Below are 15,253 nucleotides of genomic sequence, written 5' to 3'. Positions count from 1 at the left end.
GACGTCGATGGACGAGTCAGGACAGAACCGACACCGGACGCTCACCGACCGCGATCCCCGGGGTGCGAAACGTTCCCACGCCGCGTGACGACGAGGAGGGGGTGGATATCGTCTCGTGCACGACGAGGTGACGATGAGGGCACGGTCGAGCGACCGTGAGCGGGGAAGAGGTGACTCGGAGTGACAACGGTGCGCGTCCGGTCGACCAAGCCTCCCCGCCGCTGGGGCATCTGGACGATGACCATCGTCCTCGCGGTCATGGTCCTGACCGTCCTCACCGTCTCCGGCCTCGTGAACGCCGCGATCGGCAACGACGCGCACGCCCGGCCGCCCGAGGGTCACGACCACGTCCCCGCCGACATCAGCACCGGCGGCCCGATCATCGACGCCCGCACCGAGCCCGTGCGCTCAGCCCGGCTGCCCGAGCGCACGGTCGCCCTCACGTTCGACGACGGCCCCGACCCGACGTGGACCCCGGAGGTCCTCGCCGTCCTCGCCCGCCACCGTGTGCCCGGCACGTTCTTCACCGTCGGGTCGATGGTCGCGCGGCACCCCGAGCTGGCCCAGCGGATCATCACCTCGGGCTCCGAGATCGGTGTCCACACCTTCACCCACCCCGACCTCGCCGGCGTCTCGACCTGGCGCCGCGACCGCGAGATCGCCGACACCGAGCTCGCCATCGCCGGCGCGACCGGGATCTCGACCCACCTCATCCGCCCGCCGTTCTCGTCGACCTCCGACGCGCTCGACGACCCCGGCTACGGCACCGTCGTGGCCGCCGGGCAGGCCGGGTACGTCACCGTCCTCACCGACGTCGACAGCGAGGACTGGCAGCGCCCCGGCGTCGACGCGATCGTCCGCAACGCGACCCCGCAGAACGGCGCCGGCGCGACGGTCCTCCTGCACGACGCGGGTGGGGACCGGTCCCAGACCGTCGCCGCGCTCGACCGCCTGATCCCGGAGCTCCAGGCCCAGGGCTACCGCTTCACCACCGTCAGCGACGCGGCCGGCCTCGGCCCGCACGGGCAGCCCGCGCCCGCCCGCGACCGCCACGTCGGGCAGGCGCTGCTCGCCACCGTCGGCGTCGCGCAGGGCGTCGTCACGCTGATGCAGCTCGCGCTGATCGGCGTTGGCGGACTGGTGATCATGCGGCTGCTCGTCATGGTCGTCGTGGCCCGCCGCCACGCGAAGCGCCGCCGGGACCCCGCCTTCTCGTGGGGCGAGCCGGTCACCGACCCCGTCTCGGTGGTGGTCCCCGCCTACAACGAGGCGGAGAACATCGAGGCGACCGTCCGCTCGATCCTCGCCAACGACCACCCGCTCGAGGTCGTGGTGGTGGACGACGGCTCGACCGACGGCACCGCCGACCTGCTGGAGGACCTCGCGCTGCCCCGGGTCCGGGTGGTGCGCCAGGAGAACGCGGGCAAGTCCGCGGCGCTCAACCGCGGCGTCGCCGCCGCGAAGCACGACCTCATCGTCATGATCGACGGTGACACGATCTTCCAGCCGGACACGGTGGCCGAGCTCGTGGCCCCGTTCGCCGACCCGGAGGTCGGCGCCGTCGCCGGCAACGTCAAGATCGCGAACCGCACGCGCCTCATCCCGCGGATGCAGCACCTCGAGTACGTGGTCGGCTTCAACGTCGACCGGCGGGTGCAGGACACCTGGGGCTCGATCTCGACCATCCCGGGCGCGGCGGGAGCGTTCCGCCGCGAGGCCGTGCAGGAGGTCGGCGGGCTCTCGTCGGACACGCTCGCCGAAGACACCGACCTGACCATCGCGCTCGGTCGCGCGGGGTGGCGTGTCGTCTACAACGAGTCGGCGCTGGCGTGGACCGAGGCGCCGGTCACCGCGGGGCAGCTCTGGCGGCAGCGGTTCCGCTGGAGCTACGGCACGATGCAGGCGCTCTGGAAGCACCGCCGGGCGCTGCGCGAGCGCGGTGCCTCCGGGCGCATGGGTCGGCTGGGACTCGCCCACATCGGCGTCTTCCACGTCGCCCTGCCGCTGGCCGCGCCGCTGGTCGACCTGCTCTTCGTCTACGGGCTGATCTTCGGCGACCCGGCCGTCGCGCTGCTGCTGTGGGGCTCGATGCTCGTGCTCCAGCTGATCGCCGGCGTGATCGCGTTCCGGATGGACGGTGAGCCGCTCGGGCCGCTCTGGGCGCTGCCCGTGCAGCAGCTGATGTACCGCCAGCTCATGTACGTCGTGCTCGTGCAGGCCGTCGTCAGCGCCCTCACCGGCGCCGGGGTGCGCTGGCAGAAGCTGCAGCGCACCGGCGCGGTCGCCGAGCACCTCGCCGTGCCGGCCGGACAGGACGGCCGCTCGCGCCCGGCCGCCGACCGGCTGCCCGCACCCGCCGTGCCCCGGGGGCCCGCGCCGGACGCCGCCCCCGCGGCGCCGGTCGCGACCAAGGCCCCGAAGACCGGCGGGGGCCGCGAACGGTGGCTCGACCTGCTGCGCGCCGTCGCGCTGATCCGGGTCGTGACCTACCACGCGTTCGGCTGGGGCTGGATGAGCATGGTGTTCCCGTCGATGGGCGTCATGTTCGCCCTCGGCGGGTCGCTGATGGTCCAGTCGCTGCGCCGCGGCGAGGCCCTCGACGTCATCGGGCACCGGTTGCGACGCCTGCTGCCGCCGCTGTGGTTCTTCGGTCTGCTCGCCGTGCCGATCATGCTCTGGCACGGGTGGGCCGGGCAGGACGCGGACGGGTCGGTGACGTCCCCGCTGGTGTGGTCGGATCTCCTGTACTGGGTCTTCCCCCTCGTCGACCCCCCGGGCAGCGACTGGGGCGCGGACGCCGTCGTCGGCCTCTGGTACATCCGCGCCTACCTGTGGTTCGTGCTGCTCACGCCGGTGATGCTCTGGGCGTTCCGCCGCCGGCCCCTGGTGGCGCTGGCGGTGCCGATCGTGCTCGTCGGCGTCGACGCGGTGCTCGGCTCGCCGATGGGGGAGTGGGGGGCCATCGGGCCGGTGCTCGTCGACGGCGGCACCTTCGCCGCCTGCTGGATGCTCGGCTTCGCCCACCGCGAGGGCACGCTGCGCCGCCTGCCGCTCCTGCTCGCCACCGCCGTCGCCACCCTCTTCGTCGTCGGCGGCCTGGCCTGGGCGTTCAGCCACCCGGCCGGTGACGACGGCATCGACCTCAACGACATCCCGTTCGCGCAGGCCCTCGTCTCGCTCGGCGCCGTGCTGCTCGTGCTGCGGCTGAACCCGCAGGTGGCGTGGCTCGAGCGCGTGCCGCTGCTCGGGCGCCTGGTCACCGTGGTCAACGCCCGGGCGATCACGATCTACCTCTGGCACAACGTGGCGATCGCGTTCGCCCCGTCGATCGGCGACCTGCTCGGGTGGAACTCCGAGGCCCAGCACTTCGGGATCGCGTGCGCGCTGATCGTCGTGTGCGTGCTCGCGTTCGGCTGGGTCGAGGACCTCGCCGCCGGCCGCAAGCTCTCGCTGCTGCCCGACGGTCGCGGCAAGGCCCGCGCCAAGCGGCCCGCCGCCCCCGGCCCGATGCCGCCCGTGATCCCGACCGACGTCGAGAACGGCGAGACGTCGGCGCTGTCGCAGGGCTCCCTGCGCGCCCGGATCAGCCGGGTGGTGGGTGTCGCGCCGTCCCCGCCGGTCGACCGCGTCGTCGCCCGGCCACGCCCGACGCCGACCGGCCGTGCACCGGTGCCCTCTCCGCCGACCGGTGTGCCGACGGGGACCCGGACCAGGACACCGACCGGGGCACCGACCGGGGCACCGGCCGGACCGGACCGGGACCGCTCGGGTCCGGGCACCGGTCGCTACACCCCGGTCCCCGCCCACGCTCCCCGACCGACGGGTGCCGTGCCGACGGGTGCGGTGCCGACGGGTGCGGTGCCGACGGGTGCGGTGCCGACGGGTGCGGTGCCGACGGGTGCGGTGCGGGCTGGTGCGGCACCGAGTGGCGCGTTCCCGGCGCACGGCGCGACGGGGACGACGGCTGCGACGGGGACGACCGGCGTCGGCCGCTCCCGTGGTGGTCCCGCGCCGGTCCCGGCACCGCCACCGCCCCTGCCCTCGCCCACACCGCCGGGACCGCCGCGTCCGGGCCGTCCCGGTCGTCCGGGTACGCCGCCCGCCGGCACCGACCGGCCCGGACGCGCTGCGGACCGGCACCGCCCGGTTCCGCCGCCCGAGGGGCCGACGTCGCTCGTGCCCGCCGGCCCGTCGGGGCACGACCCGGTGCTGTCGTTCTCCGAGAGCCCGGGTCGCGCGCCGGCATCCGACGCACCGACGCCGCGGCGGGGCCGGCACTCCCTGACAGGGGAGGACCCCGGCCGGCCGTCGACGACGGACGCGGGCAGGCACGGCGGCGGGCGGTCGGACCGGCGCTGACGCCGCGTCCGGGCCCGTCGCGGTGCTAGCGTCGGCTCCGGACGGAGTGCGGCGTCGGAACGCTCCGTCCTCCACGCTCGTGGGGTCCCGTGGCGCGCTCTGTCGATGCTGCGCGAGGAGCGTGCCGTGGACACCTGGTTCGAAGGACTCAGCCTGCCCGTCAGCGACCTGGATCGATCGGTGGCCTGGTACGAGGCGCTCGGGTTCGTGTGCGAGGTCCGGACCCACCAGTTCGGACTGATGCGGCTCGGCACCGGCACCGTCGGGTTGCTCGACCTCGGGGCCGGCGTGATCCGGGACGCCGATGCCGGCGGTGGTCGGCTCCGGTCGTTCGTCCAGGTCGAGATGGGGACCGACGACCTCGACGGCCTCTACGCCGACCTCGTCGCCCGCGGCGTCGCCGTGCACACCCCGCCCCGCGACCGCGGCTTCGAGCGGTCGTTGCAGCTGCGCGACCCCGACGGCTTCACCGTCGAGTTCGCGGAAGGCGCGCGCGGGCACAACCGCACGGACTGACGCGTCATCGACGACCACCCGTCGGACCCTGCCTGCCGCGCGCGAGGCCGTCGGGACGGGCTGACGGTCAGTGGGTGGGGTCCACCTGGATCATCCAGAGGTGCCCGTCGGGATCGGCGATCGTGCTGCACCAGGTGCCCCACCCAGGGTCCCGGGGCTCCTCCTTCACGACGGCGCCGGCGGCGCGGGCGCGGTCCGTGAGTGCGTCGACCTCGGCGGCCGTCCCCACCACCACCGAGAGCAGGCACTCGCTCTGGCCCGGCGCGGCGACCTCGTGGTCGGCGGTGACCCACCCGAAGCCGCCGGTCGGGATCAGCATGAGCGTCACCCCGGGCCCGAGCACGAACTGCAGGGGTTCGGGGAGGCCGTCGTCACCGGTCTCGCCGACGGGCTCCAGGCCCAGCCCTGCGGTGTAGAAGTCGTGCGCGACGCGCCGGTCGGCGGTCGGCACGGCGACGACGACGGCCACGGCACGCTCCTGGAGGTCGGGCCTCAGTAGTACCAGGGGAAGGGGCTCCAGTCCGGCGCGCGCTTGCCGAGGAACGCCTCCTTGCCCTCGGTCGCCTCGTCGGTCATGTAGGCGAGGCGGGTGGTCTCGCCGGCGAAGAGCTGCTGGCCGACGAGGCCGTCGTCGGGGAGGTTGAACGCGTACTTCAGCATCCGCTGCGCCTGCGGCGACTTCCCGAGGATCTCGCGCGCCCACTGGATCGCGGTGGTCTCGAGCTCGGCGTGGGGCACGGCCTCGTTGACCGCGCCCATCGCGTGCATCTGCTCGGCGGTGTACGTCCGGCCGAGGAAGAAGATCTCCCGGGCGAACTTCTGGCCCACCGCGCGGGCGAGGTAGGCCGAGCCGAACGCCGCGTCGAAGCTGCCGACGTCCGCGTCGGTCTGCTTGAACCGGGCGTGCTCGGCGCTCGCGAGGGTCAGGTCGCACACGGCGTGCAGCGAGTGCCCGCCGCCCGCCGCCCACCCGTTGACGACGGCGATGACGACCTTCGGCATGAACCGGATGAGGCGCTGGCACTCGAGGATGTGCAGCCGCCCGGCGTTGCCGCGCTCGGCCGGCGAGACCTCCGTCTCGGACTCGGCGTACTGGTAGCCCGTGCGGCCACGGATGCGCTGGTCGCCGCCGGAGCAGAACGCGTGCCCGCCGTCCTTCGACGACGGTCCGTTGCCCGTGAGCAGGACGGCGCCGACGTCAGCGCTGGTGCGGGCGTGCTCGAGGGCGGTGGCGAGCTCGTCGACGGAGTGGGGGCGGAACGCGTTGCGGACCTCGGGGCGGTCGAACGCGATCCGCACGCATCCCAGCTCGACGTGGCGGTGGTAGGTGATGTCGGTGAAGTCGAAGCCCGTCACCTCCCGCCACTGCGACGGATCGAACAACGGGGCGTCGGCATCGACCATGGTCGCGAGCCTAGGAGGCGTCACGGGGTGCGCGTGCTCACGGGCGTCCGGAGCTGAGGGGGTTCTCAGCATCGACCACGGCGTTGTCGGGGGTCCGGGCTAGATTCGAACACATGAGCGAGCGGGTGGTGGGGCCGGTGGAGTGTGCGGCGCTCGACCGGGCCCGTGAGCGGGTGGTGGACCAGCGTCGGGGCTACTACCGCCAGCTCGAGGACGTCGCCGAGCTGGTCCGTCTCGGGGTGGCGCAGGTGACCGGGGACCGCAGCGCGGCGCGGCTGGTCGCGGAGCTGTGGCGGGTCGACCCGGCCGAGGCCGGCCGCCGGGTCGAGGAGGCCGAGGATCTCTGCCCGCGGGTGTCGTTGCGCGGTGAGCCGCTGCCCCCGCGCTATCCGTGCACCGCGGCGGTGTGCGCCGAGGGTCAGGTCTCCGGCGACCACGTCGTGATCATCCGCCGCACGATGGGCCGTCTGGAACACCTCGGGACCGTCGCGGTCGACGACCTCGTCTCGTGTGAGCGGATCCTGGCCGAGGCCGCGGCGGGGTTGCCGCCGCGGATGCTGCGCCGGGTCGCCGACCGGATGCTCGCCGAGTTCGACCCCGACGGCGTCGCCCCACCCGACGGCGCCGACGCCCGCGACGAGCTGCGGTTGCTGCGCCGCCGCGACGGGTCACTGGCCCTGAAGGGCCGGCTGCAGGACCCGCTGGACGCCGAGATGATCGTCGAGGTGTTCGACCTGCTCTCGACCCCGGCCGGCCCCGACGACGACCGGGACCTGGCCCGCCGGCACGCCGACGCCCTGAAAGACCTCGCCCAGAACGCGCTCGGCGCCACCGGGCTGGCCACCGACGCCCGCGGTGAGAACCCCGAGAACTCCAGCGACACCCACGACGCCGACGACGACGCGGATGTCGACGCCAGTCGGGACGCCGGCACGGACGCCGGCGCCGACGCGGAAGCCGCCACCGACGTCGGCGCCGTGGACGACGAGACGATCAGCGAGACGAGCAGCGAGACGGACAGCGCTGCCGCCGACACCGCAGCCGACGGCGCTGGTGATTGCACCGGTGCCTGCGGCGGTGACGACACTGGTGCCGGTCAGCAGGCGCTGATCCCCGAGCCGCGGATCCCCGAGCCGCTGCGGGCCGCACCGAACCCCGCGTCCAGCCCTGGCGCCGGGCCGGCCCGGGCCCTGCTCACGATCACCATCGATCACCGCTGGCTGCGCGACCAGGTCGGACACGGCGTCCTCGACTCCGGGCACGCGGTCGACGTCACCACCATCCGCCGCTGGGCGTGCGACGCCGGGATCGTGCCGATGGTCCTGGGCTCCCGCGGCGAACCATTGGACGTCGGGCGGCTGTCCTACACCGCCCCAGAGGGCATCCGCCGCGCCCTGATCGTGCGTGACGGTGGTTGTGCGTTCCCCGGCTGCACCCGACGACCCCGCCGCTGCCACGCCCATCACGTGCGCCAGTGGCTCGACCACGGCGACACCGCCCTGGACAACATGACCTTGTTGTGCCGGTTCCACCACCAGCTCATCCACCACGGCCACTGGACCGTCGCCATCCTCGACGGCCTGCCCTGGTTCACCCCACCGAGCTGGATCGACCCGCAGCGAAGACCACGGCCCGGCGGACGGGCGCGGGTCGCGGCATAGACCGGGGATCGCTTCGGCCTCCGGAGCACCCCGCGACCCGGCCTTGCCCGCGACCCGACCTTGCCCGGGAGCCATCGGCGTGCCGACACTCCGGTGTGCCGGACAGCAGGAGGTCGGTGACGCCGCGGATGGTCGTGAGCGACCCCGCGGGTGCGGTGGAATTCCTGCGCGAGGTCTTCGATGCCGAGGGCGAGGTGTCCGCGGGCCGTCCGACCGAGGTCGTGATCGGCGACTCCGTGATCATGGTCAGTGGGGTCGGTGAGCGCGAGGCGTTCCCGGCGTTCCTCTATGTCGTGGTCGCCGATGCCGACGCGGTGTTCGCCCGAGCGCTCGCGGCGGGCGCGACGGTGGTGGAGAGCCCGCTCGACACGCCCTACGGCGACCGCCGGGCGATGGTGCGCGACCCCTTCGGCAACGTCTTCCAGATCGCCCACCGGCTCGGGGCGTGAGCAGGCCATACTCCGAGCCGTGGCCTACGACGAGGAGCTGGCCGAGCGCCTGCGCGAGCGGCTCGACGGGCAGCGGGACGTCGCCGAGAAGCGGATGTTCGGCGGGCTCGCGTTCCTGCTCGGCGGGCACATGACCGTGTGCGCGAGCAGCCGCGGTGGGCTCATGGTCCGAGTGGATCCGGCGCGGGCCGAGACGCTCCTCGACCCGCCGGGCGTCGACAACATGATCATGCGAGGGCGGCCGATGGCCGGATGGCTCTACGTCGACCGCGAGCGCCTGGACGGGGCGGCGCTGGACGGCTGGGTCGACGAGGGCGTCGCGTTCGTGCAGACGCTGCCCCCGAAGTAGAGCCGACGGCACCGCTACACCGGACGGAACGCCGCCGCCGCGTCGCGTCCCGCCGCGGGCGCGTCGTAGCGGTAGACCCAGGACAGGTCGTCGTTCTCGCCGCCGGAGGTCGGGTGACGGGCGCCGGCGAAGCGTTCACCGTTGCGCCGGGACTGACCCTGGACGCGGTCGGTCCGCGGTCGGCGCGTGGCCTCGTAGGCGGCGAGGCGGTCGGCGACGTCGACGGGGTCGCCGGCCTCGGCGAGCAGGGCAGCGAGGACGGCGGCGTCCTCGATGGCCTGGTTGGCCCCCTGCCCCATGTGCGGCAGCATCGGGTGCGCGGCGTCGCCGAGCAGGACGACACCGGCCCGCGTCCAGGGGGCGAACGGGTCCCGGTCCGCCAGGTCGTAGCGGTACACGTCGTGCGCCCGGCCGAGGATCGCCGCGGTGTCGGGGTCCCACCCCGCGAACGCCTCGCGCACGACGTCCGGGTCGACGCGGAACGACCACTCGTCGGCGCTCCCGGTCGGCCTCGGTACGAACGCGGCGAAGTTGACCGTCCCGTGCTGGTCGACGGGGTAGGCGAGCAGGTGGCGGTCGGCGCCCAGCCACGCGTTCTGGTCGGCGGCGAGGTGTCCGGGCAGCCCGCGGCTGTCGACGAAGCCGCGCAGCGCCGACATCCCCGACGGACGCAGCGGCGGCCGGGAAGCGACGGCGGCCGCCACGCGGGAGTGCAGGCCGTCCGCCGCGACCACGACGTCGGCCGTCACCGCGGACCCGTCGGCGAAGCGGACGACGGGACGGGTCGCGCTAGCGCCGGCGCCGGTCCGCGAGCCTTTCCCGGTGTCGATGCCGGGGCCGGAGTCGGCACCGCTGTCTGAGCCGACGTCGACCGCGACGCACTCGCGACCGTGGTGCACGACGCCGGGCCCGAGGCCGTCGAGGACGATGCGCACCAGGTCCGCCCGGCGCATCCCCAGCAGGCGTCCGGTGTCGTAGCGCGCGATCTCGGTGCCGTCCGCGCCGAGCAGGAGCATCGCGGAGATCGGGGCGCCCGCGTCGTCGAGCGCGGGCCCGAGGCCGAGGTCGGCGAGGACCCGGTACCCGTTGCCGGCGAGCCCGAGGCCGGAGCCGACGGGCGGCACGGTGTCGCGCCGCTCGTACACCGCGACGTCGACGCCGTGGCGCCGCAGCGCGAGGGCGGCCGTGGCGCCACCGATGCCGCCGCCGACGACGGCCACGCGTAGCCTGCTCACTCCGACATCGTCGGGTGGTGGCCTGGGGCGGCGGAAGGGTCGTCGGCCAGCAGGGCGCGGAGCGCGGCGCGGTCCGGCTTGCCGATCCCGCGCAGGGGCAGCGCGTCGAGCACCGCGACCGCGCGCGGCGCGGCGCGGCCGAGCCCCGGGGCGACGGCCGCGCGCAGCGACTCGGGGTCGAGGTCGTCGCCCACCACCGCGGCGACGACGCGGGCGCCCCACTCGGCGTCGGGCAGACCGACGACGCAGGCCTCGCGGACCCCGTCCTGGGCCAGGAGCGCGCGCTCCACGGCGGCCGGGGCGACGTTCTCGCCGCCGGTGACGATCACGTCGTCGGCGCGCCCGAGGACCTCGAGGCGGCCGTCGGGGGTCCAGGCGCCGAGGTCGTTGGTGCGGAACACGCCGCCGTCGAAGGCGCTGGCGGCGCCGGGGGAGACCGCCCCGCGGTAGCCCGCCGCGAGCGTCGCCCCGCCGAGGTGGATGCGGCCGCCGGTGCCGGAGGAGACATCCGCCAGCGTCACCGTCACGCCGTCGAGTGGCCGGCCGTCGTAGACGCACCCGCCGCAGGTCTCGCTCATGCCGTAGGTCGTCACGACCGGGACCCCCGCCGCCCGGGCACGGTCGAGCAGCGCCGGGTCCGCCGCGGCGCCGCCGAGCAGCACTGCGGAGAACGACCGCAGCGCCTCGAGCGCCGCGCCCCCGGCGTCGAGCAGGCGCAGGAGCTGGGTCGGGACCAGCGAGGTGTAGGCCGCCGACCCCGCGACCGCGGCGAAGGCGTCGGGGCGGAACCCGTCGCGCAGGTCCATCACGGCGGCCGGGACGCCCGCCCGCGCCGAGCGCAGCAGTACCTGCAGACCCGCGACGTGGTGGGCCGGCAGCGCGAGCAGCCACCGGGCGGGCGGTCCGATGCGGGCGGTGGTGGCGTCCGCGGAGGCGATGAGCGCGGCGGCCGGCAGGAGGACGGCCTTCGGCGCGCCGGTCGAGCCGGTGGTCGTGACGACGGCGGCGACGGCGTCGTCGACGGGCGCGAGCAGCTCCGGCGGCGGGGGCGGATCGTCCGGGCCGGTGGGCAGCACCGCCGGACCGTGCCCCGCGACGGCCTCCGCGGCCACGCGGCCGAGCCGGCTCGCGGCCTCGGGGCTCCCGTCGGTCGGGACGGTCTCCACGGCGCGCATCCGTCCTAGGGTAGAACCGATGATCGCCCCCGGTGCCGCGTCGAGCGCGGACGTCTCGAGCGCGGACGTGTCGGTCGCCGCGCTGCCGCTGCGGACCCGATTCCGCGGCATCACGGTGCGCGAGCTCGCGCTGGTCCGCGGACCGGCCGGCTGGGGGGAGTTCTGCCCGTTCGCCGAGTACGACGACGCCGAGGCGCTCGCGTGGTGGCGCTGCGCGCGCGAGGCCGCGGAGGAGGGCTGGCCGGCGCCGGTGCGGGACCGGGTCGAGGTCAACGTCACCGTCCCGGCCGTCGACCCGGAGCACGCCCACCGGATCGTGACGGCCTCCCGCACGCGCACCGCGAAGGTCAAGGTCGCCGAGAAGGGGCAGGACGCGCGGGACGACCTGGCGCGCGTCGAGGCCGTCCGCGATGCGCTGGGGCCGGGCGGACGGGTCCGTGTCGACGCCAACGGCGGCTGGGACGTCGACGGCGCCGTCGCCGCGGTGACGGCGCTCGCGCGGGCGGCAGGCGGGCTGGAGTACGTCGAGCAGCCCTGCGCGACGGTCGAGGAGCTCGCCGCCGTGCGTCGGCGCGTCGACGTCCGCGTCGCCGCCGACGAGTCGATCCGTCGCGCCGAGGACCCGCTGCGCGTCGCGCGGGCGGAGGCGGCCGACGTCGCCGTGCTCAAGGTCGCGCCCCTGGGCGGCGTGCGGGCCTCGCTGCGGATGGCCGAGGTGATCGGGCTGCCGTGCGTGGTGTCGTCGGCCGTGGAGAGCTCGGTCGGGCTCGCCGCGGGGCTGGCGCTGGCCGGGGCGCTCCCCGAGCTGCCGTTCGCCTGCGGGCTGGGCACCGCCGACCTGCTGGCCGCCGACGTCGTCGCCACCCCGTTCCACCCCGTCGACGGGGTGCTGCCCGTGCCGTCGACGCCACCGGCGCCCGACCCGGCCCTGCTCGAGCGGTACGCCGCCGAGCCGGCGACCCGCGACTGGTGGATCGCGCGGCTGCGCCGGGTACAAGCTCTCGCACGCGAGGACAGCGCCGTCCCGGACCGCCCGACGTGAGGAGACCGCGGACATGAGCGACAAGGACGACCGCCTCGATGCCGGTCGCGACATCGTGCGCGCCAAGGAGGCCAAGGGCGTGAGCTGGGGCGACCTGGCCAAGGCCCTCGACCGCTCGCTGGTGTGGACCACCTCGGCGCTGCTGGGCCAGCAGCCGCTCGACGCCGACCAGGCCGCGACGATCGGCGACCTGCTCGACCTCGACGAGGACGTCGTCGAGGCCCTCACGCTGCCGCCGGTGCGCGGCGACGCCGCGATGGACCCGACCGAACCGGTGACCTACCGCCTGCAGGAGGCGCTGCAGGTCTATGGCACGAGCCTCCACGAGCTCATCCGCGAGGAGTTCGGCGACGGCATCATGAGCGCCATCGACTTCACCCTCGACTTCGAGCGCGTCGAGGACCCGAAGGGCGACCGGGTCAGGCTGACGTTCAACGGCAAGTTCCTGCCGTACAAGGTCTGGTGAACGAGGTGCGGTGAACAGGTCCGGTGAAACCCAGACACGCCGATCCGCGCTGAAGGGGTCGCTCCGCGCGCGCGAGTAGCGTGCGGAGCGTGACCGCCGCGCCTCCGCACAGCACGGCGTCCTCGGCCGGACAGCCGGGCGAGGACGTCGACCGAGGCAGCGCGGCCGGGTCTGCGGCCGGGTCCGATCCGCGGCTGGCGTACGGCCCGCCCGAGCACGTCCGGACGGCGTTCGGGGTGCGCGAGTCGGTGCCGCGCCCGCGGCCGGACCTCCCCGGTCCGGCGTGGTGGTGCGACGGCCTCGTGCTCCGGCCCGTGGCGGACACCGTGCTCGCGGCGTGGTCGGCGGGCGCGGTCGAGGAGCTGGCCGCGGTGGGCGTCGACGGGCTGCGCCTCGCACGCCCGGTGCGCGCCAGCGACGGCCGTCGCGTGGTGGCCGGCTGGGCCGCGAGCCACGACGTCGCCGGCCGCGTCGAGCCCCGGCACGACGACGTCATCGCGGCGTCGCTGCGGCTGCACCGGGCGACCGCCCGGCTCGAGCGCCCGCGTCTCGTCGACGACCGGGACGATCTGCTGGCCCGCGCCGACCGCGCCGCCTTCGGCGAGCGCGAGGTCGCCCTCGACGAGGAGACCGGCGGCACGCTGTTCGCCGAGCTGGCCCGTCGCCGGCGCGCGATGGAGCGGCCGTCGCAGCTGGTGCACGGCGATCTGTTCGGCACCGTGCTGTTCGACCCGGCCGACCCCGGCGCCGCGCCGGCCGTGCTCGACCTCGTGCCGTTCTGGCGCCCCGTGGAGTGGGCCGCCGCCGTCGTCGTCATCGACGCGCTGGCCTGGGGCGGCGCGGACCCGGGCATCATCACGCGCTGGTCGCACCTCGCGTCGTGGCCGCAGGCCCTGCTGCACGCCCTGCTCTTCCGGCTCGCCGTGCACGCCCAGCACCCGTCGTGCACCCGCGAGTCGCTCCAGGGTCTCGAGCACGCCGCGCGTCTCGTCGGCAGCCTGCTGCCTGCCTGACGGTCGCGCGGGGTGACACTCCCCGCACGGTCCGTTCGCGCCGCCGCAACACGCGGTCATCGCCACGTAACACGCGGTTCCTAACGTCCGCCGCACAGACGCGGGGTCGACCGACCGGCCCCCGTCGCGCGCGGACGGGGTCGCACTCTCCTCGCCGTCGCTCCCCACCACGAAGGCCCCGGCGAGGAGGCGAGACCCATGACCGCAGCGCAGCCGACAGGCAGCCTGCTGCGTGGTCGCTGGATCGACGACTGGCGTCCCGAGGACGAGTCGTTCTGGCAGAGCACCGGTAAGAAGATCGCCAACAAGAACCTGTGGTTCTCGGTGTTCTCCGAGCACATCGGGTTCTCGATCTGGACCCTCTTCTCGGTCCTCGTGCTGTTCATGGGGCCGGCGTACAACATCGACGCGGCCGGCAAGTTCCTGCTGGTCTCGATGGCGACGCTCGTCGGCTCGCTGCTGCGGCTCCCGTACAGCCTCGCGGTCGCGGTGTTCGGCGGCCGGAACTGGACGCTCATCAGCGCGTCCCTGCTCCTGATCCCGTCGATCCTCGCGGCGATCTACATGGAGCCGGGGACCTCGTTCACCACCTTCATGGTCATCTCGGCGCTGGTCGGGCTCGGCGGCGGCAACTTCGCGTCGTCGATGACCAACATCAACGCCTTCTTCCCCGAGAAGAGCAAGGGCGCCGCGCTGGGCATCAACGCCGGCGGCGGCAACCTCGGCGTCGCCGTCATCCAGCTCGTCGCGCTGTTGATCATCGGAACGGCGGGCACGAGCGCGCCGCGCCTCGTGCTGGCGGTCTACATCCCGCTGATCGTGCTCTCGATCGCCGGCGCCGCGTTCTTCATGGACAACATCTCCTCGGTGCGCAACGACACCGGCGCGCTCAAGGAGGCCGCCCGCGACGCGCAGACGTGGGTGATGTCGTTCCTCTACATCGGGACGTTCGGGTCGTTCATCGGCTACAGCTTCGCCTTCGGCCTCGTGCTGCAGAACCAGTTCGGGCGCACGCCGCTGCAGGCCGCCGCGGTCACGTTCATCGGCCCGCTGCTCGGCTCGCTCATCCGCCCCGTCGGCGGCTGGCTCTCCGACCGCATCGGCGGCACGAAGGTCACCTTCTGGAACTTCGCGGCGATGGCCGTCGCGACGCTGGTCTGCATCTGGGCGTCGGGCATCGACTCGCTCGGGCTGTTCACCGCGGGCTTCGTCCTGCTGTTCATCACCTCGGGCATCGGCAACGGGTCGACCTACAAGATGATCCCGTCGATCTTCCGGACGAAGGCGCTCGCCGCCACCGAGGAACGCGGCTGGGACCAGGCCGAGGCCCTGCTCTGGGCGCGCCGCATCTCCGGCGCGGCGATCGGGATCACCGCGGCGATCGGGGCGTTCGGCGGCCTGCTGATCAACCTCGCGTTCCGCTCGTCGTTCCAGGCGACGCAGTCGGGGGCGCCGGCGTTCTGGGCGTTCCTCGCCTTCTACGCCGTGTGCATGGCCGTGACCTTCGTCGTCTACATGCGCAACGCGAAGGCCGCGACCGACCCGAAGACCGGCACGCGGGTCTCGTACGCGGAGGTCTGACCG

Annotated in this window: 13 protein-coding genes and 1 pseudogene; 10 read left to right on the top strand and 4 right to left on the bottom strand. The window is 74.5% G+C overall.

The features are described 5' to 3' along the window. Nucleotides 1–237 precede the first annotated feature (237 nt). From ACR9E3_RS12680 to ACR9E3_RS12670, 3 genes and pseudogenes are all read left to right on the top strand, one after another. A pseudogene (locus tag ACR9E3_RS12680) lies at nucleotides 238–3,399 on the top strand (glycosyltransferase); the annotation flags it as partial. Next, nucleotides 3,345–4,388 (top strand): Cys-every-fifth RiPP peptide CefA, encoded by a 1,044-nt coding sequence (locus ACR9E3_RS12675; protein WP_460380741.1) that lies wholly within the window; start codon nucleotides 3,345–3,347, stop codon nucleotides 4,386–4,388. The pseudogene ACR9E3_RS12680 and the gene ACR9E3_RS12675, both read left to right, overlap by 55 nt. Before the next feature lie 97 nt (nucleotides 4,389–4,485). Then, nucleotides 4,486–4,875, top strand: a complete 390-nt coding sequence (locus ACR9E3_RS12670) for a VOC family protein (protein ID WP_460380632.1) — start codon at nucleotides 4,486–4,488, stop codon at nucleotides 4,873–4,875. A 67-nt stretch (nucleotides 4,876–4,942) separates the two neighbouring features. On the opposite strand, the gene ACR9E3_RS12665 is transcribed toward ACR9E3_RS12670, so the two are convergent. Then, entirely contained in the window at nucleotides 4,943–5,344 is a 402-nt protein-coding gene (locus ACR9E3_RS12665; protein WP_460380631.1) for a VOC family protein, read from the bottom strand. A 23-nt stretch (nucleotides 5,345–5,367) separates the two neighbouring features. Beyond that, the gene (locus ACR9E3_RS12660) at nucleotides 5,368–6,279 is read right to left on the bottom strand and encodes a 1,4-dihydroxy-2-naphthoyl-CoA synthase (protein WP_460380630.1); all 912 of its coding nucleotides are present in this window, start codon (nucleotides 6,277–6,279) and stop codon (nucleotides 5,368–5,370) included. Between the two features lie 113 nt (nucleotides 6,280–6,392). Between ACR9E3_RS12660 and ACR9E3_RS12655 the strand changes: the two genes are divergently transcribed. The 3 genes from ACR9E3_RS12655 (at nucleotide 6,393) to ACR9E3_RS12645 (ending at nucleotide 8,738) form a co-directional block, all read left to right on the top strand. Continuing rightward, nucleotides 6,393–7,940, top strand: a complete 1,548-nt coding sequence (locus tag ACR9E3_RS12655; RefSeq protein WP_460380629.1) for an HNH endonuclease signature motif containing protein — start codon at nucleotides 6,393–6,395, stop codon at nucleotides 7,938–7,940. A 128-nt stretch (nucleotides 7,941–8,068) separates the two neighbouring features. Then, a complete protein-coding gene (locus tag ACR9E3_RS12650; RefSeq protein WP_460380740.1) occupies nucleotides 8,069–8,389 on the top strand; it encodes a VOC family protein in 321 nt (106 codons plus the stop codon). Between the two features lie 19 nt (nucleotides 8,390–8,408). Next, a complete protein-coding gene (locus tag ACR9E3_RS12645) occupies nucleotides 8,409–8,738 on the top strand; it encodes a TfoX/Sxy family protein (protein WP_460380628.1) in 330 nt (109 codons plus the stop codon). Nucleotides 8,739–8,752: 14 nt separating this feature from the next. Here the strand turns inward: ACR9E3_RS12645 and ACR9E3_RS12640 are convergent, their stop codons facing one another. Continuing rightward, nucleotides 8,753–9,973: an FAD-dependent monooxygenase gene (locus ACR9E3_RS12640; protein WP_460380627.1), complete on the bottom strand. Its 1,221-nt coding sequence runs from the start codon at nucleotides 9,971–9,973 to the stop codon at nucleotides 8,753–8,755. Then, nucleotides 9,970–11,148 (bottom strand): o-succinylbenzoate--CoA ligase, encoded by a 1,179-nt coding sequence (gene menE, locus ACR9E3_RS12635; protein ID WP_460380626.1) that lies wholly within the window; start codon nucleotides 11,146–11,148, stop codon nucleotides 9,970–9,972. Before menE ends, ACR9E3_RS12640 begins: the two co-directional genes overlap by 4 nt. 19 nt (nucleotides 11,149–11,167) lie before the next feature. On the opposite strand from menE, the gene ACR9E3_RS12630 reads away from it, so the two are divergent. The 4 genes from ACR9E3_RS12630 (at nucleotide 11,168) to ACR9E3_RS12615 (ending at nucleotide 15,250) form a co-directional block, all read left to right on the top strand. Then, the gene (locus ACR9E3_RS12630) at nucleotides 11,168–12,190 is read left to right on the top strand and encodes an o-succinylbenzoate synthase (protein WP_460380625.1); all 1,023 of its coding nucleotides are present in this window, start codon (nucleotides 11,168–11,170) and stop codon (nucleotides 12,188–12,190) included. Between the two features lie 13 nt (nucleotides 12,191–12,203). After that, on the top strand, nucleotides 12,204–12,656 hold the full coding sequence (cynS, locus tag ACR9E3_RS12625; RefSeq protein ID WP_460380624.1) for a cyanase: 453 nt from the start codon (nucleotides 12,204–12,206) through the stop codon (nucleotides 12,654–12,656). Nucleotides 12,657–12,850: 194 nt separating this feature from the next. Further along, entirely contained in the window at nucleotides 12,851–13,669 is an 819-nt protein-coding gene (locus ACR9E3_RS12620) for a TIGR02569 family protein (protein WP_460380738.1), read from the top strand. A 198-nt stretch (nucleotides 13,670–13,867) separates the two neighbouring features. After that, nucleotides 13,868–15,250 carry a nitrate/nitrite transporter gene (locus ACR9E3_RS12615; RefSeq protein ID WP_460380623.1) on the top strand — a complete coding sequence of 461 codons (1,383 nt, stop codon included), beginning with the start codon at nucleotides 13,868–13,870 and terminating at the stop codon, nucleotides 15,248–15,250. Nucleotides 15,251–15,253: the final 3 nt, after the last annotated feature.

It is taken from the genome of Actinomycetospora sp. C-140 (genome assembly GCF_054796175.1).
Note: the sequence above shows the minus strand (reverse complement) of the source record. Positions and strands in the feature narration are given on the sequence as shown.